The organism is Acidimicrobiales bacterium (assembly GCA_041394185.1).
Classification (GTDB): Bacteria; Actinomycetota; Acidimicrobiia; order Acidimicrobiales; family Poriferisodalaceae; genus JAAETH01.
This window is the reverse complement of record JAWKIQ010000004.1, coordinates 291,364-311,664: the sequence shown is the minus strand read 5'-3', so window position 1 is coordinate 311,664 and position 20,301 is coordinate 291,364. Positions and strand designations below refer to the sequence as shown.

Annotated in this window: 18 protein-coding genes; 7 read left to right on the top strand and 11 right to left on the bottom strand. The window is 65.7% G+C overall.

Annotated features, from left to right (window positions below):
- The first annotated feature begins 41 nt into the window (after positions 1–41).
- From R2770_19295 to R2770_19285, 3 genes are all read left to right on the top strand, one after another.
- Positions 42–1,007, top strand: a complete 966-nt coding sequence (locus R2770_19295; GenBank protein MEZ5282609.1) for an enoyl-CoA hydratase/isomerase family protein — start codon at positions 42–44, stop codon at positions 1,005–1,007.
- The gene (locus R2770_19290) at positions 1,004–1,756 is read left to right on the top strand and encodes an SDR family oxidoreductase (protein MEZ5282608.1); all 753 of its coding nucleotides are present in this window, start codon (positions 1,004–1,006) and stop codon (positions 1,754–1,756) included. The genes R2770_19295 and R2770_19290 overlap by 4 nt, the downstream gene beginning before the upstream one ends.
- Positions 1,757–1,881: 125 nt before the next feature.
- A complete protein-coding gene (locus R2770_19285; GenBank protein ID MEZ5282607.1) occupies positions 1,882–2,409 on the top strand; it encodes a hypothetical protein in 528 nt (175 codons plus the stop codon).
- Between the two features lie 21 nt (positions 2,410–2,430).
- On the opposite strand, the gene R2770_19280 is transcribed toward R2770_19285, so the two are convergent.
- On the bottom strand, positions 2,431–5,271 hold the full coding sequence (locus R2770_19280; protein MEZ5282606.1) for an AAA family ATPase: 2,841 nt from the start codon (positions 5,269–5,271) through the stop codon (positions 2,431–2,433).
- A 141-nt stretch (positions 5,272–5,412) separates the two neighbouring features.
- On the opposite strand from R2770_19280, the gene R2770_19275 reads away from it, so the two are divergent.
- Positions 5,413–5,865: a hypothetical protein gene (locus R2770_19275; protein MEZ5282605.1), complete on the top strand. Its 453-nt coding sequence runs from the start codon at positions 5,413–5,415 to the stop codon at positions 5,863–5,865.
- Positions 5,862–7,490: a PEP-utilizing enzyme gene (locus R2770_19270; GenBank protein ID MEZ5282604.1), complete on the top strand. Its 1,629-nt coding sequence runs from the start codon at positions 5,862–5,864 to the stop codon at positions 7,488–7,490. The genes R2770_19275 and R2770_19270 overlap by 4 nt, the downstream gene beginning before the upstream one ends.
- Before the next feature lie 10 nt (positions 7,491–7,500).
- Here the strand turns inward: R2770_19270 and R2770_19265 are convergent, their stop codons facing one another.
- From R2770_19265 to R2770_19225, 9 genes are all read right to left on the bottom strand, one after another.
- The gene (locus R2770_19265; protein MEZ5282603.1) at positions 7,501–8,631 is read right to left on the bottom strand and encodes a zinc-binding dehydrogenase; all 1,131 of its coding nucleotides are present in this window, start codon (positions 8,629–8,631) and stop codon (positions 7,501–7,503) included.
- 2 nt (positions 8,632–8,633) lie between these two features.
- Positions 8,634–9,170 (bottom strand): VOC family protein, encoded by a 537-nt coding sequence (locus R2770_19260; protein MEZ5282602.1) that lies wholly within the window; start codon positions 9,168–9,170, stop codon positions 8,634–8,636.
- A 40-nt stretch (positions 9,171–9,210) separates the two neighbouring features.
- Entirely contained in the window at positions 9,211–9,705 is a 495-nt protein-coding gene (locus R2770_19255; protein ID MEZ5282601.1) for a DUF4188 domain-containing protein, read from the bottom strand.
- 62 nt (positions 9,706–9,767) lie between these two features.
- Positions 9,768–10,577, bottom strand: coding sequence for a phytanoyl-CoA dioxygenase family protein (locus R2770_19250; protein ID MEZ5282600.1), 810 nt, complete (start codon positions 10,575–10,577; stop codon positions 9,768–9,770).
- A 44-nt stretch (positions 10,578–10,621) separates the two neighbouring features.
- Complete coding sequence (locus tag R2770_19245) at positions 10,622–11,935, bottom strand: anaerobic sulfatase maturase (GenBank protein MEZ5282599.1); 1,314 nt, start codon at positions 11,933–11,935, stop codon at positions 10,622–10,624.
- A gap of 18 nt (positions 11,936–11,953) precedes the next feature.
- Entirely contained in the window at positions 11,954–12,262 is a 309-nt protein-coding gene (locus tag R2770_19240) for a hypothetical protein (GenBank protein ID MEZ5282598.1), read from the bottom strand.
- Between the two features lie 15 nt (positions 12,263–12,277).
- Entirely contained in the window at positions 12,278–13,756 is a 1,479-nt protein-coding gene (locus R2770_19235) for an AMP-binding protein (GenBank protein MEZ5282597.1), read from the bottom strand.
- A 10-nt stretch (positions 13,757–13,766) separates the two neighbouring features.
- Positions 13,767–15,788: a biotin carboxylase N-terminal domain-containing protein gene (locus R2770_19230; protein MEZ5282596.1), complete on the bottom strand. Its 2,022-nt coding sequence runs from the start codon at positions 15,786–15,788 to the stop codon at positions 13,767–13,769.
- Positions 15,789–17,384 (bottom strand): carboxyl transferase domain-containing protein, encoded by a 1,596-nt coding sequence (locus R2770_19225; protein MEZ5282595.1) that lies wholly within the window; start codon positions 17,382–17,384, stop codon positions 15,789–15,791.
- A gap of 194 nt (positions 17,385–17,578) precedes the next feature.
- Here R2770_19225 and R2770_19220 point away from each other — a divergent pair, with 194 nt between their 5' ends.
- Together R2770_19220 and R2770_19215 are read left to right on the top strand one after the other, a co-directional pair.
- Positions 17,579–17,956, top strand: coding sequence for a VOC family protein (locus R2770_19220; GenBank protein MEZ5282594.1), 378 nt, complete (start codon positions 17,579–17,581; stop codon positions 17,954–17,956).
- An 11-nt stretch (positions 17,957–17,967) separates the two neighbouring features.
- On the top strand, positions 17,968–18,912 hold the full coding sequence (locus tag R2770_19215; protein ID MEZ5282593.1) for a nitronate monooxygenase: 945 nt from the start codon (positions 17,968–17,970) through the stop codon (positions 18,910–18,912).
- A gap of 30 nt (positions 18,913–18,942) precedes the next feature.
- Here the strand turns inward: R2770_19215 and R2770_19210 are convergent, their stop codons facing one another.
- Positions 18,943–20,268 carry a methyl-accepting chemotaxis protein gene (locus R2770_19210; GenBank protein ID MEZ5282592.1) on the bottom strand — a complete coding sequence of 442 codons (1,326 nt, stop codon included), beginning with the start codon at positions 20,266–20,268 and terminating at the stop codon, positions 18,943–18,945.
- Positions 20,269–20,301: the final 33 nt, after the last annotated feature.

The window sequence follows — 20,301 nt, the reverse complement described above, 5'->3', positions numbered from 1 at the left end:
ACGCACATCATGGCGCGGCCTAGCCTCTGGCGATCACACCGATGTTCTGCACCCCCGAGAGTTATGCCGATTGGGTCGGCTCTCCCTATGCCGGCGAGGCCGCTGCCACAACGCCCCTGCTCGTGGTCGAGGGCGACGCGACCTGCTCGCTGCCGTCTCCGGGTGCCTTGCCCGTCGTCGTGGCGTTCGTCGGATCGGATCTGGGCGGCGATGGGCCGGCCGGCGCAGACCTGATCGTCGGCCCGCACGATCTGGCCCACCTGCAGTCGGCCGTCGCCCAGAACCCCGTCGCCTGCACATCGCTGGCCGTGTTGTTGCGCAACCCGCCATCCAATACCGAGTCCGGCCTTGCAGCCGAGTCGGCCGTGTACTCGACCCTTCAGGCCGGGCCCGAGTTCGAACGCTGGCGCCAAGCGAACCCCTCGTCCACCCCAGACGATCTCGGCACCGAGTGCGTGGTCAGCGCCGAACGAATCGGCACAACGCTGCAGATCTGCCTGGACCGGCCGGGCCGTCACAACGCATTCTCGGTCGCCATGCGAGACCAGCTCTACGAGATTCTGGCCATGGCGATCGTCGACGACACGGTCGAACACATCGAGCTGCGGGGTATCGGCCCGTCGTTCTGCAGCGGCGGCGACCTGGCCCAATTCGGCTCGAGACCCGACCCCGCCACCGCCCACGTCACCCGATTGATGCGCAGCCCCGCACGCCTGCTCGATCTGCTGAGTGCCAAGACGACGGCTCGGATACACGGCTATGCGTTGGGTGGTGGCATCGAGATGGCCGCCTTCGCAGGCGAGGTCGTCGCCCACCCCGACACGTTGATAGGCCTGCCCGAGCCCGGTCTGGGTTTGATACCGGGCGCTGGTGGAACGGTCAGCATCACGCGCCGGTGCGGACGATGGCGCACCGCGGCACTGGCGCTGGCCACCGACACAATCGATGCCCAGACTGCCCTTCGATGGGGGTTGGTCGATCGCATAGAGCCAGGAGGAACCACATGACCGATCCGCTGTTCGACTTCACCGACAAGGTGGTGCTGGTAACCGGCGGCAGCCGGGGTCTCGGCTATCAGATGGTCAAGGCGTTTGCCGAACGTGGCGCCGACTGCATCATCGCCAGCCGCAAGGTCGACAACTGCGAGAAGGTCGCCGACGAAGTGCGTTCGCTGGGCCGCCGGGCTCTGGCCGCCCAGGTCCACGCCGCCAAGTGGGACTCGATCGACGCACTGATCGAAGCCGCATACGGCGAGTTCGGCCGCGTGGACATCCTGGTGAACAACGCCGGAATGGGCCCGGCGACGCCAAGCCATCTGGTCGAGGAGGGCTTGTTCGACGCGGTCGTGAACCTGAACTTCAAGGGCCCGTTCCGCCTGGCGTCTCAGGTGGCCAAGCGCATGTTCGACGGCGACGGCGGCGCCATCGTCAACGTGACATCGTCCGGTTCGCTGCTGCCCATGCCTGCGGTGGTGCCGTACAGCTCGGCCAAGGCCGCGCTGAACGCCATGACCCGCTCGCTGGCGGCCGAGTACGGGCCCAAGGTGCGCATCAACACCCTGTCGCCCGGGCCGTTCCTGACCGACATCGCCGAGGCGTGGGACGAACAGAGCCGCCGCACGGCCAACAACGCCCTGGGTCGCCCGGCGGAACCCGAGGAGATCGTGACCGGGGCGCTTTGCCTGGCCAGCCCGGCCTCGACCTTCATGACCGGCGCCCTGTTGCGCATCGACGGAGGCATGCCGATCGGCCAATAGACACAGCCGGAGGCATGCCGATCGGCCAGTAGGCCCGTTACGTACCGCGCCGGCCGGTGCGTAGCGCCGACCGATAGGTACCTGGTACCGATTCGCAGCGAGCGCTGGCACCACACGCTGGGGGCATGCTTCAACACTCCAAGAAACTCATATTGGTGCTCGTGTCGATCCTTGCGCTCGCCGGCTTGACGGCTTGCGGCGACGACGGTCTCGAGCCCGACACCTATGCCGTCACTGCGGTTGACTACGGATTCGAAGGGCTGCCCGACAAGGCTGCTGTCGGGTCGACGCTGACGCTGACAAACGCTTCGTCGATGGAGGTCCACGAGCTGGTTGCCATCCGGCTACCAGACGACGAGACCAGGTCGGGCAGTGAGCTGATGGCGCTTCCGATGAACGAGCTGATGGCCTTTGCAGGCGGGGTCGAGACCGTCATCGTGGCGCCACCTGACACCGAGGGATTTGCGGTGGAGGGAACGGGTGAGCTCACCCAGGCCGGTCGCTATCTGATCTTGTGCGGTATCCCGACGGGTGCCGATCCGGCCGAGTACATGGCCGCCGCCCAGGCGTCGCAAGGTGGTCCTGTGGAGGTCGAGGGGGGTGCGCCTCACTTCGTGAACGGAATGTGGGGCGAGATCGAGGTCGTCGACTGAGCTGATCGAGGGCCGGTTCCGTCAGACCTCGCTTCGCAACAGCGGAGCGAGGTCTCGGCGCGATGACACGCCGAGCTTCGTGTAGATGTGGTCGAGATGACTGGTCACCGTGCGAACCGAGATGAACAGGGCATCGGCAACCTCGCGGTTTGTCATGCCGTCCATAACCAACTTGGCGACCTCACGCTCGCGGCGCGACAGATCGAATCGACCGGACTCGCCAGTGGTCGGGCCGTTGCGTGAGACACCGCGACGCCTGAGCAAGTCGGCGACCTTCGTCGCCCAGTGATCGAGCTCGAGACTCCGCAGCCAGTCGAGCAGCGCCGTCGCCTGTTCGTCCGAGACGGGCGACACGGCCTCGAGCAGCAGCGCGGTTCGCGCCGCGTCGATGGGCATTTCGGCCTTGGTGAACCACAGGTGTGCTCGCCGAATCAGCTCGGCCCCCAGACGAGAATCGCCGTGGCGCAGTGCGAACTCACCCTCGAACAGGTCTGCTTTGGCTCCTGGCAAGTACTGCGCGTCGCGGTCGAATGTACGCAGTAGGTCTACCGCTGCCCTGAGACCATCGGAGTCGCCAACCACGATGTCGGCGAGAGCGTTGGCCTCTATTGCAGCCAAGGGAACCCCAGGGTGGGTGGCCAGCAGCGGGCGTTGCGTAGCTGCTATCGCGTCCTGGTCATTGCAGTGAGCGGCCTTCAAGAGCAGAGCTGTCCGGTAGTACTGCAGCGAGCTGCGGTCGGGCGATCCGTCGGGCAGAACTTCGGGCTGGGGAATCACCTCGGATTCAATGGCGTCCACATCACCCGACGCGGCGAACGTCCTGACCCTTTGAAGGGCCCTCAAGATCGCCACCCTCGAGTTGGAGGCAGCAACGTAACGGTGGTCGAAGTCTGTCTGCAACGCTGCGGTCAGGTCTCCGCGAGCGATGAGGCGGTCCCAGCGGAGCAGGTCCAGTCGCCATGAGGTCGACAACTCATTGGCCTCGACCCATGCCAGGTACTCGCGCTCGACTTCCTCGCTCTGGCTCCAGGCGCCCTTGGCGTGGCAGACGTCCAGGCGACCGTTCCAGCCACGAGAGCCGACCATGGTGTTGCGTTCGGCCAGCTCGCACAGCTTGTCGTAGTTGGCTTCGGTCACATCGATGTCTCGGCTGCCACTGCGTCCGAACAACTCGACACACAGTGCCGACAATTGGGCAACCGTGGGGTCGTCAGCTGTGCGCATTTCGGCAATTCGTTCTTGCAGTGCTTGAATCAGGTCGGCAGGGAAACCTGCGCGGGCACGCTCGAAATAGCACCGAAACCGGATGGCGAACCGTTGGGCGTCGGTGCCTTGGGACTCGATCTGTTCGGCCAACTCCTCGAGCCAGGCCCAGTCGTCCTCGCTTTCCAGAAAGCGCCCGTCGGCTCGGACCTCGACGGCGTCGAGCGCCGAGTCGAAATCGCCCAGTTCGGCAAACTCGGTGCACGCGTCGGCGGCCAGAAGCGAGGCGGTGCGGTGGTGGCCCCGCGCCGACCATGCCCGAGCGAGCGCCAGGTTGATGCCGGCTGCAGCGGGATCGGGACGTGGTCGCTGCAGCTGCCGACCGGCGGCGGTCAACAAGTCGGTGGCGTCGCTCAGTTCACGACGCGCCAGCGCGCGCTCTCCGGCTTGACGAAGCACGGTTGCCGTGTCGTCGTCGGAGCCGGTGACCCTGGCCGCGCGCGGTCCCGAGTGCATCAGGTGATGAGCAAACCGGTCAGGATCAGAGCCGACGAACAGGCGGGCAAGGCGTTCGTGTCTCACCTGACGGTCGCTGGTGATCAGGTGGTCGACGATGACGTCGGCCAAGACCGGATGATCGAGCGCCCAGCGGGGGCTTCCCAGCCCGACGTCTTCGACGATCAAGCGGCGACGGGCGAGCGGGCCCAACCTGCTGGTGTTGGCTCCGAGGGCGATGAGGTCCGACTCGGCGAGTGGTGCGCCGTGAAGCGCCAAGAGCTCGAGAATCTCCAAGTCGTCGTCTTCACAACCCTCGAGGCGCCCGGCCATGAGCTCTGGGCCGTGGCTCGACGGTGGGATGCTGGTACCGGTGAACTGCCAGACCAGGCCGCGTCGCTCGATGTAGCCGCTGTCGACCAGCCGGGTGGCGACCTCCTTCACGTACAGGGGGGTACCGGCGGTTCGATCGTGGAGCAGGCGGACCAGCTCGGGTTCGACGGCTCCCCCGCCCAGTAGTTCGCTGACCATCGCCTCGACGCCGAGAACGTCGAGGGGGCCCACATCCAGCACGCGCGACCCGTCCCGCCTCATTCGGTTGAACAGGGTCGAGGCTGCTGTCCCCGCGTCGGGGTCGGATACACGCTCGACCAGCAGCAAGACGACAGGCACGTCACTGAGCGAGTCGGATAGCAATGCGAGAAACTCGATCGTCGACTCGTCGGCCCACTGGGCATCGTCGATGGCGACCACGACGGGGCGAACCCCAGACATTCGGTGCACGAGCGTGTGCAGCGCATGCAGCAGCTTGGAACGCTGAAGCGGTTCGGTCAGCGGTCCAACCGGTTCGACTGCCAAACCGTCGAACAAGACCCCCAGCGAGCTGAGGTTCTCGACCAATTGGGCAGAATCCGAAGCCGAGCGGAGCCTCGGGGCCAGAGCCTCGATGATCGGCCCGAACGGCACCGGCGACTGGAACCGATACGCACGCCCCACCAAGACATCAACGCCGTCGATGCCCGACACCGCCGCTCGAACGAGGGTCGTCTTGCCTATACCTGCGGGCCCTCGAATCAGCAGAGCACCGCCCCGGCCCTCATCCAGGCGCGCCAGTAGGTCCCCGACCATCGAGAGCTCGGCAGACCGTGTCGAAGTGCGTCCCACTAGACATCTGGCTAGCAGCCGACCGACCGGGCCGACAAGCCCGCAGAGCCCGCCGACGCTGCATTACGTAGCCGGGTCGGCGAATTACGTATTCGCTTCGGTGCCGATGACCTCGAACCGGCTTGCGAGTGAAATGGAGCAATGCACGAACCGACCAGAGGCGATGTCGTTTCGAGGGCGATCTCGGCGATGCTGCGACCAGACGACCACGTGCTGAGAGTCGCCGGAGACCAAGGATTCGACGACGGCGTCGACCCCTCGCTTCTCGGGACGTTCGACGGAGTCGTGATCGATCGCACCGATGCCAGCAATCTGGAACCCGCCGAGACCATTCGGCGTGCCGCCAGCTGGTGTCGGCCAGGCGGCCGGGTGTTCGTCGCCGACACCGTGGACACCTTCGCAGCGCGCAAGCGAGGCCTCGACACCAGCGCAGGCACGTCGCCCGGCGATGCCTGCCGCCAGGCGCACACCTTCGCCGACTACGCGCGATGGCTCGAACGAGCAGGCTTCTCAGACGTCGATCTGACGACGACCGAGTTGGTCGAGTTGTCGATCATTTCAGCAACACTGGACAACAAGGGGGACAAGAGATGACCACCGCCGCCCACACCGGCAGCCTCGAAGGCAACTGGACCGCTCCAGATGGTGGGGTCTGGGAGTTGGACGCGTCCCACCAGGAAGGCGTCGCGACCGCGGCCTTGCAGGAGCTCATGCCCGCGGCGTTCGCCGACGGATTCCGCCGGGCGTTCGCCGAGCTGGGAATGCCCCTGTCGCACTTGGCTCTCGAGTTCGTCAACGGGCGCACCTACACCAGCGCATTCGTTCACGGAGCTCCGCGAAAGGCGGGTGGCCCACCGCCGCGGGTGGTTCTGAAGCTCTTGACGAGGCTTCCCCCCTCCGCGCGCAAGAGGCTGGCCGTGGCCCAGAGAGCGCTGACCATCGACCAACCGATGAACAGCGTCGAACGATGGACAGCGATGCGCCGCGACTGGATCGACAAGATGGTGGCCCTCGCCGATGTACAGACCGCCGAGCTCCAGGACAGCGAACTCGCCGACCACATCGCGGCGATTACGGATGCGACAAGAGACGGCATGCGCACACACTTCGAACTCGTCGGCGCCGGTGCCGCGTTCGGCGAGTTCATACTGGCTGCGCGAGGTTGGGGCCTCGACCCCGACGCCGTTCGCCGCAGCGTCATGCATGGCGTCGAGGTGCACCGTGAAGCGTGGAAGCGACTGGACGACCTCGTTCGCGCGCTCGGCACCACGAACCTGCATACGATCGACGAGATCTCCAGTCTCGAGGGCGAGTCCGCCAAAGCACTCGCCGAGTACCTGCGCTATCACGGAACGTGGGCCACGGGCGACGACGTCGACGCTCTGACGCTGGCTGAGCAGCCCACGCTGTTACTCAAGGCCATCAAGGCACATCGGCCGCTTCCTGACGACCACGCCCAGACCCTCGAGTGGCTTCGATCGCAGGCGCCCGCCGACGAGCGGTCGGAGTTCGACCGGCTTTCACGAAGGGCCCAGCGCGCTCACGCGATGCTCGAGGACAACTCGGGGCTACTGGCCGCATGGCCGATGGGTCTGCTCGGCCGGGCGATGCGCGAGGCGGCCCGAAGGCTTACCGCCCAAGGTGCCGTTCCGTCGCCCGGTTCGATCTGGACGCTGACCGGCACCGAGACGGCGGCCCTGTTGAACGGTTCGGGCGACCCGACGTTCGACGAGGTCGTGCAACGTGAAAGCCGACGCGAGTCAGAACTTCGGATGGAGGCTCCACGCTCGCTCAATGGACAACCGAGCCCACCACCAGAGCCGTCGGTGTTTCCGGGCGCGGTTGCCCACTGGGTGGCCGCATTGGGCGCGTTCATAGACGCCAAGTTCGACTCCGCCGAACCCACCGGAGTGGGTGGTCAACCGGTGCAGGGCCGCGCTGTTGTCGCCAAGACGGCGATCGAAGCGTTCGACAAGATCGAACCCGGCGACATTCTGGTGACTACATCCACAACACCGGCGTTCAACGCCATCTTGGTGATCTGTGGCGGTTTGGTCACCAGCGAGGGCGGACCGGCGTGCCACGCGGCCGTAGTGGCCCGCGAGTTGGGGCTGCCGGCCGTCATCGGTCTGAGGGACGCTATGGACCGCATTCAAGGCGGGCAGATGATCGAGATCGATCCGCAATCGGCCAGCGTGCGCATAGACGGCGGCCAATAGGCACAGCCGACTAGTTGGGCACTACCAGGGCCTTGTCGCCGGTGGCGGTGCGGGCGTAGCGCTTGACGTAGTCGGGGTCGACGACGTCGGTCAGCGACAGCCTCATGCCGTAGGTGCTGGCGAAGGTGGTGGTGATCTCGTCGGCGACGCGCTGGCGCAGCCGGGCGGCGGCTTCGGCGCCGATCTTGACCAGGAACGGGGTCAGCAACCAGCCGCCCACCGACCACTGCATGCCATAGCCGCGGGTGAGCGTGGTGGCTGTGCGATCGAGACCGCCATAGATGTAGACCTGCTTGAGCGCATCCGAGCCGTAGGGGTTGTAGCCCGTGGCACCCGCCGACAGCGACCGTTCCATGGCTGCCAGCAATGTGTCGGCCAGTTCGCCTCCGCCGATGGCGTCGAAGGCGATGGTCGCGCCGGTTGCGGTGATTGCCTCTACCAAGTCGTCGCGGAAGGTGTCGGAGCTGGAGTTGCACACCCATCGAGCGCCCTGGGCGCGCAACATCTCGACGTTCTCTGTCGACCTGACGATGTTGATCAGGTCGACACCGTCGGCCAGGCAGATGCGGTTGAGCATGAGGCCCAGGTTCGACGCACCGACGGTGTGGATGAGGGCTTTGTGGCCCTCGGCTCGCATGGTCTCGACCATGCCCAGCGCCGTCAGGGGGTTCACGAAGGCAGCCGCGGCCTGCTCTGCGGTGGTTCCCTCGCCCATCACCACACACTGCGAGATGTCGAGGGTGCGATACTGGGCGTAAGCGGTGCGCGACAAGAAGCCGACCACACGGCCCACCAGCGCCTGAGCCTCGGGCGACGATCCGGCCGCCACCACGGTGCCCCCGCCCTCGTTGCCGACGGGCACGTCGATTCCGATGCGCGACCTCTGACCGGCCAAAGCGGCCTGCGGCACCGGGATGCGCACGCCAGGCATGCCGTCGGCGTCGACGGCCTGGGCCTGGGTGACGTCGCCGCGAGCAAACAGTGCGCCCATGTCTGACGGGTTGATCGGCGCGGCCTCCACGCGAACCACCACCTGGGTGGGGCCTGGCTCGGGAACCTGACCCTTGCGCATTGCGATGGTGACGGCTCCGTCGTCCGTCAGGGTCGACACCAGCTCGAGAGTTTCGTTGGGATGGTTCACTTTCAGACCTCCTCGAGGCGCTGGGCCATGCGGGCCCGGTATTCGTCCATGGGACCGAACTCGGGTTCGTTGCGGAACTCGCTCTCGACCCAAGCCAACAGCTCGTCGGCGCCGAGCGACGGGTCCCATACCCGCGCCTGAGGCTGGCGAACGTGCCACGGGGTGTCGGCGAACACCTCGATGGTGTTGCCCTCGGGGTCGTTGAAGTAGACCGACACCGCGTTGCCGTGGGTCAGCGGCATGATGCGGCTGCACCGAGGATCGTTCGAAACCGTGTCGAACATCGTCTTGACGTCGGCGACCGTGTCGACCCGAAATGCGTTGTGCTCGAGGCTGCTTTCGGGGCTGTCGGTTCGCACGGGAAGCAGAGCGAACTGGTGATGGTCGCTGGGATCGCCCGACATGAAGACGATCTCGGGACCATCGGGGCCCAGAGGACCGCGATCGGACACCTGGAACCCGAGCATGTCCCGGTAGAACTCGATCATCGGCTCGAGGTCGCGCACCCTCAAGACCGTGTGAGACCAACTGACCTTCATGAAGAGCCTCCCCCTGTCGTTAGACCGGAGGATAGGTGACTCAGTACGGATTGACCGCAGGCTCGGCCTGGTCGTCGCCCAGACGGCGCCTGGCGCTTTGCCCGACCTCGCTGGTGGGCATGTGCTTGCCGGCCCCGGCCAAACCGAACCGGGGCATGTTGCCGTAGATGGTTTCGTACTCGCCGGCGTGCACCTTGAAGGTCTCGTGCCAGATACCCACGTCGCCCGAGTTGCGGATCGCCTTGTTGAAGGCCCTCCATGCCGGAAGGTGGATCTCGCCGGTCGCGTACCGGTTGAGGCTCTCGGTGTCTGTCCAATACTGCACCGACATCGTCGTGCGCCCGAACCAGTTCTCGATGTGCATACAACCCAGCTGGGGGTTCTGCATGAGCTCTCGCTGCATGGGCCCCATCGAGCGGGCCACGGGCAGCCACTTGTTGATCTTCCAGGGTTTGTTGACCCGCATCCCGATCAGGAACACGACAAAATCGTCCTCGACAACCCCCGACCAGCGACCTTCGAACACCTCAGCCATGGGTTGAATCTACGAGACGGCCGATTGCCCGTCGTCCTTCGCAGGGATGATTGGGTACCCGATCAGGGAAGGATGCCCAGACTGTCGTCTGGCGCGGTGGCCGAGCGACCCAACGCAGTCTCGGGGCCCAGGATGTCGCCGCGGCCCTGTATCCCCACCGGGTCGGAGTAGTAGCCCAGCGCATAGTTGGCCATGGTGTAGCCCAACAGGTCGGTCAGCGCCGGGTCGAGGTCGCGAGCCACTTCTGGCGGGCACGACAGGAACTGGTTCTCCTCCTGGCGCAGCCAGCTGAGGCAGTAGGTGATGTTCAAACCCACCCGGGTTGCGTCCGACAGGTTGGCCCCGCCCGAGTGCACGACCGAGCCCGAGTAAACCAGCACCGATCCCGCCGACATCTCGGCCTGCACACACTCGCTGCGATCGGGCTTGCGTTCGTCGTCCCACAGGTGGCTGCCGGGAATGACGTTGGTCGCGCCGTTCTCGGTGGTGAAATCGGTGAGCGCCCAGATGGTGTTGAGCTGGGGCTCGATCGAGCGGGGAATGTAGCCGCCCCACGCCAGACGATCTCGGTGCAGCAGCTGGGCCGTCTCGCCCGGATCGATGGCGATGGTCTGGGTGAGGTGCACTTGGATGCGATTGCAGAACGGCTGGAGGTACCCGTTGGCGGCCGCCACCACGGTTGGATCCATGACCAGTTCGCGGCACAGGGGCGAACGTGCCACCAGGGCCCCGGTGCGCCTGGTTCGGTGGCCGACGAACTCGTCGTTGCCGTGAAGGGTGCGGGCCATCCACGGCTCGAGCTCGGCGTTGATGGCGTCGAGCCGGCCGACGTCGAGGGCCCGGTCGACGATGCAGGCTCCGTCGGCCTGCACGACTTGGACGATCTCGTCAGAGGAGCTGTCCGCAGGGAGGGTTTTCAGCGGCCGTGACATCTCTTGAACTTATCCCCGCTGCCGCACGGGCACAGATCGTTGCGTCCCACCCCGGCGAAGCGAGCCCGGTCTCGTTCGGCCAGGATGTCCATGATCTCGGGGGCCATGCGACCCTGTCGCAACAGGTCGGCCATGATGCGCATCGGTTCGTCTATGTGGTTGAAGAAGTGCTTGTAGCCGGCGCACAGATAGTTGAGGCCGGGCTCGCCGTCTGGGGTGGAGATGAACCGGTGCGCCGGACACTCGCCGTTGCAGGCAAAACGCACCTCACAATCGAGGCAGTACTGCGGAAGCGTGTCGCGTTTGTCGTCGCCGAACTTTCGCTGCTGGGGCTTGGCCATCAGCTCGACCATGTGGGTCTGGTTGATGTTTCCCAGCAGGTGCTTGGGTTCGACGAAGTGATCGCACGAGTAGAGGTCGCCGTTGTGTTCGACCACGGGCACCGCGCCGCACGTTTCGGCGAAGATGCACATCGGCGACCCCATGCCCAGCGACGCGGCCAGGGCCGCGTCGAAGTACTGGATGAACACGTCGCCCACGTCGTTGCGCACCCACTCGTCGAAGATGGCCGCAAGGAACAAACCCCATTTGGTCGAATCGACGGTGCGCTCGGTGACCAGCGAGCCCTCGTTCACATACAGCGGTCGGCCCTTGCGGCTGGAGCTCCAGCCCATGTTGGCGACCTCGAGGGTCACCTCTGTGGCCCGCTCGACGATGGGGATGAACTGCATGAACCCGATGCCCAGGTCGTCGCGGAAGTAGCGATAGACATCGAGGGGGCGATCCTGGTTGGCGGCGTGAACAGTGCACAAGACGTTCACCTCCACGCCGTGGCGCTGCAGCATCTCGAGCGCTTCGAGCACCCTGTGAGACGTGGGCCGCCCGTGTTTGTCGACCCTGTAGGCGTCGTGCACGTCTGGGGGGCCATCTATCGACAAGCCGACCAGGAAGCTGTTGTCGGCCAGGAAGCGGCACCAGTCATCGTCCAGCAACGTGCCGTTGGTCTGCATCGTGAACTCGACCGACTTGCCCGCCGGCAGCAGCTGCCTGGTGATCTCGACCGAGCGCTGGAAGAACGCCAAGCCCAGCAGGGTCGGCTCGCCGCCCTGCCACGCGATGGTCACGTGAGGGCTGTCGCTGGCGGCGTCGATGAGCTGGGAGATGTAGGCCTGCAGTGTCTCGTCGGCCATCCGGAACCGGTCGCCCGGATACAGCAACTCCTTGGACAGGTAGAAGCAGTAGGTGCAGTCGAGGTTGCAGATTGCACCCGACGGTTTGGCCAAGACGTGGAACGACACTGGGGAAGCGGGCCGAGGTCAGTCCGACGAAGGAAGCGCCTTGGCCTCCTTGAGTTCCATCGGTTCGCCCGCGATCGCGGCGACACCGTCGCCGGCTTTGGTGCACAAGATCTCGATCGAGTCGTCGGCGTTGACATAGCGCTTGCCCATCGCAGTTCCGCCACCGTGGCCGTCGGCAACAGCACCAGAGCCGTCGCGCTCGGCGGCAGAAGCCACGGGTGCGGCCCCGCCGATGGTGATGTCGACATCGCCGCCCGGCGCTTTCACCACGATCATCTCGGTCGTGCAGACAGCACTGAATAGCCGGCTACCCGGCTTGAGTTCCATGTGTTGGTCGACCCTTCAGTCGTGGAAAATGTCGGTCTTGACCACGCGGCGCAACAGCTTGCCAGTGTCGGTGCGTGGCAACTCGTCGGCGAATACGACCAGCCGCGGTGTCTTCGACCCACGGAGATTGTCGCGCACCGCCTGCTGAATCTCCTCGGCGGTGTGCTGATCGCCGGGCTTGACCACCACTGCGGCCGCGATCTCCTGGCCCCACTCGTCGTCGGTCACCCCGACGACACACACGTCGTCGACCCAGGGAATCGCGGCGATGACCTCTTCGATCTCGGCCGGGGCAATGTTCTCGCCACCGCGGATGATGGTGTCGTCGGAACGACCCTCGATGAACAGGTAGCCGCCCGAATCGACGTAGCCGCGGTCGCGGGTGCAGAACCAGCCCTGGTCGTCCAGCAGCGAGCCGGTTGCGTACTCGCCCGATATCTGCTCGCCACGCAGGTAGATGGTGCCGGTTTGGCCCGGCGGCACGGGGTTGTCGTTGTCGTCGCGAATCTCGATTTCGACCATGGGCAACACCTGGCCCGCCGATGCCAGGCGGCGCTGTACCTGGGGGTCGTCCGAGGTCACCGCGGCGCGGTGATCGTCTGGGCCCAGCACGGCGATGGTCGATGCTGTCTCGGTGAGCCCGTAGGCGTTGACGAAGCCGGTGTCGGCGAACACGTCGAGCGCCTCGCGCAACACCCGCTCGGACAACTTGGCACCGCCGTAAGACAGGGTGCGAAGGGTGGGAACGTCGGCCGGAGCACCGTCCAGCGCGGCGACGACACGAGCCAGCATCGTCGGAACCACCATGGCGTTGGTGACACGTTCGCTGCGCACCAGCTCGAGCCAGCGCTGCGGAGTGAAGTGGTCGAGGTAAACCAACCGGCGTCCTGCGAACAGGTTCGACAGCATGTTGGCCACGCCTGCGACGTGGTACGGCGGCACCGAAACCAGCACGGCCTCGTCCTCGCCCGCCGAGCCGAACTCGACCGAACCCAGCAGGTACGCCATGAGGTGGCGGTGACGCAACAGAGCCGACTTGGGCTCAGACGTGGTGCCGCTGGTGAACAACACCACGGCCACCTCGTCGTCGTCCCAGGGCGCGTCGGCAACCTCGACCGTCTCGTCGATTGCGGCCAACCAGTCGTCGAGCACCACGACCTCGTGGTCGCCTGTGATGCGCGGGGCCGACACCGCGTCAGCCAGCACCAGGGCGCCGGGTTGACGATCGACCAGCTGGTTGAGGTGGGCGTCCTCGAGGCGATAGTTGACCGGCACGAACGGTGCGCCGGCCCAAGCACTGGCGAACAGCGCTATGGGCAGCAGCGGATGGTTCTCGCCTACGTAGACCACCGAGGGCCTGCCGGTCAGGGTGGTGCCGGCAGCCTTGGACATCGAAGCGAATGCGGCTCCGCTGATGCGACGCTGGTCGTCGCCCAGCAGAACGCGGTCGGCGAAACCCGACTCGATCATTTCGACCAGTGATGAGAGATGCACGTCTTGGGCCTCAGTTAGGGGTTTCGTGATCGAGGGCCACCAGCAGGTCGCCGGCATCTACCCGGTCGCCCTGGGCAAACCGGACCTCTGTTACCAGCGCCGAGCCGGTCGCGGTGATCTTGTGTTCCATCTTCATGGCCTCGACAACCATTAGCAGTTGGCCGTCTTGAACCCGTTCCCCCACCTGGACATGAACCGCAATGACGGTTCCGGGCAGCGGGCAGATGGGGCCGCTGCCACCCTCTTGGGTGTCGTGGTCGACGAAGCGTGGCGCTCGGTCGAACACGGCGGCCGCCATCGGCGACCGTGCAACGACGCGCCGACCCGATACCTCCACATCGACAGCCCAGCGACGGCCCTCGACCTCGACAACCTCACGACCCTCGTTCGAGGCCAGACGCCTGACGCTGATTCGCTGTCGCGTGTCTTCGGGCAGGGTGCCATCGGGGCCGGGCTCGGGCCAAGCGCCCAGAACGAACTCGGCCGACTCGGGCGAGCCTGACACCGGATTGGCCGGGCACAACCTGTATTCGACGGGCCGAGCGACCGACCCCACATCCCACACCACACGCTGACCGTGGGCGGCCAGGTTGCGCCAACCCGAAGGAGCGAACGGCGTAGCCCTGTCGGCAGCCCTCGAGGCCCGATCGGCGGCCAGTGTCGCCGCCACCAGCAGGGCCACCTGGTCGGGATGCGAGCCATCGGAGCCGGCGACAACCGCCGGGTGCTCATCGAGGTATGCGGTGGGTGTCGCCGCGGCCAGATAGTCGGGTTCGTCCATGATGGCGACGAGCGCCTGGATGTCGGTGGAGACACCCGCCACCAGGGACGCCCGCAGCGCCCGCTGCATCCGCCTGGCAGCTGCCCGGCGCGTCGGACCGTGAGCGATGACCTTGGCGATCAGCGAGTCGTAGTCGGGTGAGATCTCTGCCCCGGCGCGCACGCCGGTGTCGACCCTGACCCCATCACCGATGTCGAAATGGCTGATCAAACCGGTCGAGGGCAGCCACCCCTGTGTTGGGTCTTCGGCCACGACGCGCACCTCGATGGCGTGACCTTCGAAGCCGATGTCGTCCTGGCTCATCGGCAAGGGCTGACCCGAAGCGACCATCAGCTGCAGCTCTACGAGATCGAGTCCGGTGACGGCTTCGGTGACCGGGTGCTCGACCTGGAGTCTGGTGTTGACCTCGAGAAAGTTGATGGTGCCGTCGTCGGCCACCATGAACTCGACCGTTCCAGCGCCGTGATATCCGACATCGGCCGCCAGTGCGACGGCACCCTCGCAGAGCGCTCGCCTGGTGTCGTCGCTGATGCCCGCCGACGGAGATTCCTCGATGATCTTTTGGTTGCGGCGCTGGATCGAACACTCTCGCTCGCCCAGGTGCACGACGTTGCCGTGCTTGTCGCCCATGATCTGGACCTCGACGTGGCGTGCCCGCTCGATGTAGGGCTCGACGAACACGGTGCCGTCACCGAAAGCCGCAAGGGCCTCGCGCGACCCTGCCTGCACGGCATCGGCCAACTCGTCGGCGGTGCGCACTATGCGCATGCCGCGGCCGCCACCACCGGCAGCGGCCTTCACCAGGGCCGGCAGCGGCACGTCGTCGGGCAGGGCTCCGTCGACGATCTCGAACAACGCCGCGGTCGGTACACCGGCCTCGATGGCCCGCTTCTTGGCCGCGACCTTGTCGCCGAGCAGACGGATCTGGTCGGGGGTTGGACCCACCCAGATGAGCCCGGCATCGATGACCGCCTGCGCGAAATCGGCGTTCTCGGCCAGGAACCCATAGCCGGGGTGGATGGCGTCTGCACCCGTGGCCAGGGCGGCGGCGATGATCGCCTCGCCGCGCAGGTACGACTGGGCTGGGGTGGCCCCACCCAGGGCTACGGCCACATCGACGACGTCGGCATGCAGCGAGTTGACGTCTGGTTCGGAGTACACGCCCACGGTGTCGATACCCAAGCGGTGGGCGGTGCGGGCGACGCGAACGGCGATCTCGCCCCTATTGGCGATGAGGAGTCGCTCAATCATCTAGTGCCTCCAGACGCCGTATTCGGTGGCGCCTTCGACGACGTTGTTGTGGGCTGCCGCCAGGGCGATGCCCAGCACGGTGCGGGTGTCGGCGGGGTGGATGATGCCATCGTCCCAGACCCGCCCGGTCGAGAACAGAGCCGTCGACTCGGTTTCGATCTGGTTCTCGAGCGACGCGGTCTGGGCCGCCAGTGCATCCTCGTCGACGTCGACCCCTCTGCCGGCGGCGGCGTTGCGGGCGACGATCTCCATCACGCCGGCCAACTGCTTGGGGCCCATCACGGCGATGCGGTGGTTGGGCCAGCTGAAGATGAACCTCGGGTTGTAAGCCTTGCCCGCCATGCCGTAGTTGCCTGCGCCGTACGAGGCACCGACCATCAGATTGAAGTGGGGCACCGTCGAGTTGGCGACCGCGTTGATCATCTTGGCGCCGTTGACGATGATGCCGCCCTGCTCGGCGCGCGACCCCACCATGAAGCCGGTGATGTTGTGCATGAACACCAGCGGGGTGTTGGTGCGGTTACACAGCTGGATGAACTGCGAACCCTTCTTGGCCTCCTCGGAGAACAAGATGCCGTTGTTGCCGAGAACGCCCACCGGGTAGCCGTGGATCGACCCCCAGCCACACACGAGCTTGTCGCCGAACATCGGTTTGAACTCGTCGAAGCGGCTGCCGTCGAGCACCCGGGCGAACACCTCGCGCATCTCGAATGGAATGCGCACGTCGGCAGACGCACATCCCAACAGCTCGGCCTGGTCGTAGATGGGAGGGTCGGCCGGCAGGCTGGGCCCCGGCCCCAGCGGTTGGAATCTGAGGTTGCGAACGATGTCGCGCGCAATCCGCAAGGCATCGAGTTCGTCGACCGCCATGTAGTCGGACAGGCCCGAGGTGCGCGAGTGCATCTCGGCGCCGCCCAGGGTTTCCTCGTCGACTATCTCGTCGATGGCCATCTTGACCAACGGCGGGCCGCCCAGATAGGCCGTTCCGCGCTCTTTGACGAACACGGTGTAGTCGCTCATGCCAGGTACGTAGGCGCCACCGGCGGTGTTGGGCCCGAAGGCCACCGTGATGGTCGGAATGCCCATCTTCGACCACTGGGTGATGTTGCGGAACTGCTCGCCGCCCCGTACGAAGATGTCGACCTGGTGTGGCAGGTCTGCACCGGCCGATTCGTTCAACACGATGAGGGGCAGCCGGTTCTGACGCACGATCTCGGCCAGGCGCTGCATCTTGTCGACGGTCACCGGGTTCATCGACCCGCCTCGGTAGGTCATGTCTGTGCCGTAGACCATGACCAGGGTGTTCTCGACGACACCTATGCCCATGGCGATGCCCGTACCGACCGGAAACTCGGTGCCCCAGCCGGCCAGCGGGCTGAGCTCGAGGAACGGCGTGCCCGGATCGACCAACAGCTCGATGCGCTCGCGCACCAACATCTTGCCTCTGGCCCGGTGACGATCGACGTAGCGCTGACCACCGATCGAGGGCACCTTGGCCAACTCGGCCGCAACGTCGTCCCACAGCGCCTGCATGGCCCGCAGGTTCTGCTGATATTCGTCGCTGCTGGTGTCGAGCTTGCTCTTCAAGACCGGCATTGCAGGCTTCACCCCCTCGGACTTGGCGAGGTTAGTTGGGGTCGCGCCCGGGGATGAAGCTCGACGACGAGCCCTCGAAGGCGGGCGTCCAGTTGAGCCCGCATATTTGCGGCAACCAGCGAAGCGCCTGCCGGGTTGTCGCAAAGATGCGGGCAGAAGGGATGGGGACAGTGCAGATCGGGCACAATCGTGGGATGGACCTTGGCGCATTCTCGATCAGCCTGAACGTCGCAGACCTGGCCGCGTCGGAGGCGTTCTACGAAAAGCTGGGCTTCGAACGCACGGGTGGTGACGGCGAGGGTTACGTCATCATGGTGAACGGCAAGTCGGTGATCGGCCTGTTTCACGCCATGTTCGAGGGCAACATCTTGACCTTCAACCCGGGGCTCACGGTCGAAGGGCCGCTGCAGGAATTCCAGGACATCCGCGACATCAGGGCCGCGCTGGTCGAGTCTGGCATCGAGTTGATCGAGGACCTCGACCCTGCAGAGACCGGCCCCGCTCACATCACTTTGACCGACCCCGACGGAAACGCCATCCTCATCGACCAGTTCTTCCCCAGGCCAGGCTGAAAGGCACACAGATGTTCGACAACCGGATTACTCGCATGCTGGGGGTCGAGATACCGATCGTTCAGGCACCGATGGGCTGGATCGCTCGCTCGCAGCTCGCCTCGGCCGTATCGCGGGCCGGGGGCATGGGCATCATCGAGACCAGCTCTGGCGACCTGCCAACGATCCGAGAAGAGATCGCCAAGATGCGTGATCTCACCGACAAGCCATTCGGCGTCAACATCGCCCAGGCGTTCGTTCGCGACCCTGCCATCGTCGAGTTCGTGGCCGAAAACGGCGTCGAATTCGTGACCACTTCGGCCGGCAACCCCATGAAGTACACCCAGGCCCTGAAAGACGCAGGCATCACCGTGTTCCACGTGGTGCCCACGCTCGACTCGGCCTTGAAGGCCGTCGATGCCGGCGTCGACGGCCTGGTGGTCGAAGGCGCTGAAGGTGGCGGCTTCAAGAACCCGCGAGACGTTTCGACGATGGTGTTGCTGCCGCTGGTGAGGTCGCGCGTCGAGGTGCCCATCATCGCCGCCGGCGGCATCGTCGACGGGCGCACCATGGCTGCGGCGTTTGCGCTGGGCGCCGAAGCGGTGCAGATGGGAACCCGCATGGTCGCCGCGGCCGAGTCTCCCATTCACGACAACTGGAAGAACGCCATCGTGGCGGCCAAAGACACCGACACCGTGATGCTGAACCGCCACACATCACCGTCGTTGCGAGCGCTGCGGACCACCACGGCCGAAGCTCTCGAGTTCGACACCGAGACGAACGCCATGGCCACGCTGGCGGCGCGTCCCCTCGACCTGTACTTCGGGGGCGACATGGAGGCCAGCCTGGCCCTGTGCGGACAGGTGGCCGGCCGCATCGACGCCATAGAGCCCGTTGCCGACGTTCTCAGCTCGTGCGCAACCGAATGCCTCGAAGTCCTGGGCGAGCTGACAGCTCGTTATGTGACACCCGCCTAGTCAACAGCCCTCAGCGGCAGGTCAGAATTCTCAGCGGTAGCGTCCGACCAGTTCGGCGAATTCGGCAGCCATCGATGTCAGCTCCTCGGCCGCGGCGCGGGTGCTGGCGGTCGAGCGCTGCGTGTCGGATGCCGCCAGCGCCAGATCGCTGATGCTGTTGGCGATGCCGTTGGTCTTGTCGGCGGTCTCTTCGATGTTGCGACCGATCTCCGACGTGGTGACCGACTGCTCTTCGACCGCACCCGCGATCGACATCGATATCTCGTTGATGCGAGCGATGGTCTCGCCCACCCGCTGACTGGCGGCAACGGCCCCAGCCGTGTCGGCCTGGATCGCCTCGATGCGTTCGGCGATCTCCTGGGTGGCCTCGGCCGTCTGGCTGGCCAACTCCTTGACCTCGCTGGCCACCACGGCGAAACCCTTGCCCGCAGCACCGGCCCGGGCCGCTTCGATCGTCGCGTTGAGAGCCAGCAGGTTGGTCTGCTCTGCGATCGAGTTGATCAACAAGATCACATCACCGATCTGCTGGCTCGAATCACCCAGCTTGGCGATGGTGGCCGACGTCTCCTCTGCAACGGCGACGGCATTGCTGGCGACCGTGGCCGCCTCCGACGCGTTCGAAGCGACGTCGCGGATCGTTGCGTTCATCTCCTCGACCGCCGCAGCGATGGTCGAAACCCGGTGCGACACCTCGTCGCCGGCTGCCGACGCCACGCCGGCCTCGGCCGCGGTGCGGTCGGCACCCTCGCCAACAGCCATCGACACCGATGTCAGCTCTGACGCCGCCGCAGCCAGCCGCTGAGACGAGCGGTTCATGTGTCCGACCATGTCGCTCAATGAGGCGACCATGGCGTCGAACGAACGTCCAACCCCACCCGGTATTCCGTGGTCGACGTTGATGTCGCCATTTGCGATTGCGTCGGCTTCGGCCGCCACCGCCGAAAGCACATCCGTCATCGAGTTGAAGGCGCTGGCCAGGCCGTCGATGAAATCTCCCTGGTCCTCGGGCATTCGCTCGACATCGAGTTCGCCCGCGGCGATTGTCTCGGCGGCCTGGGTGAAGCGACGCAGCTGGCCCAACAAGCCGAGCAACACCGAGGCACCGAATCCGAACATCATGATCCCCAGCACGCCGGCACCGACCACGGCAGCGGCCCGCGACGCGTTGGCTGCGCTGCTGGCCTCGGCCAGAGCATCATCAGCGACGCCCGAATCGATCTGGGCGATCGCTGCCTGAGCGTCGTCGATGCGGCTGATCGTGGCGTTGGATCGGGTCACCACCACCGCCGCCAGAACGCTCATGAATCCGACGACGACAATCGTTCCGACTATCAGACGACGCTTGACTGTGAGCACGAGTTCTCCTCGATGTCCCGGCGACCGCACACC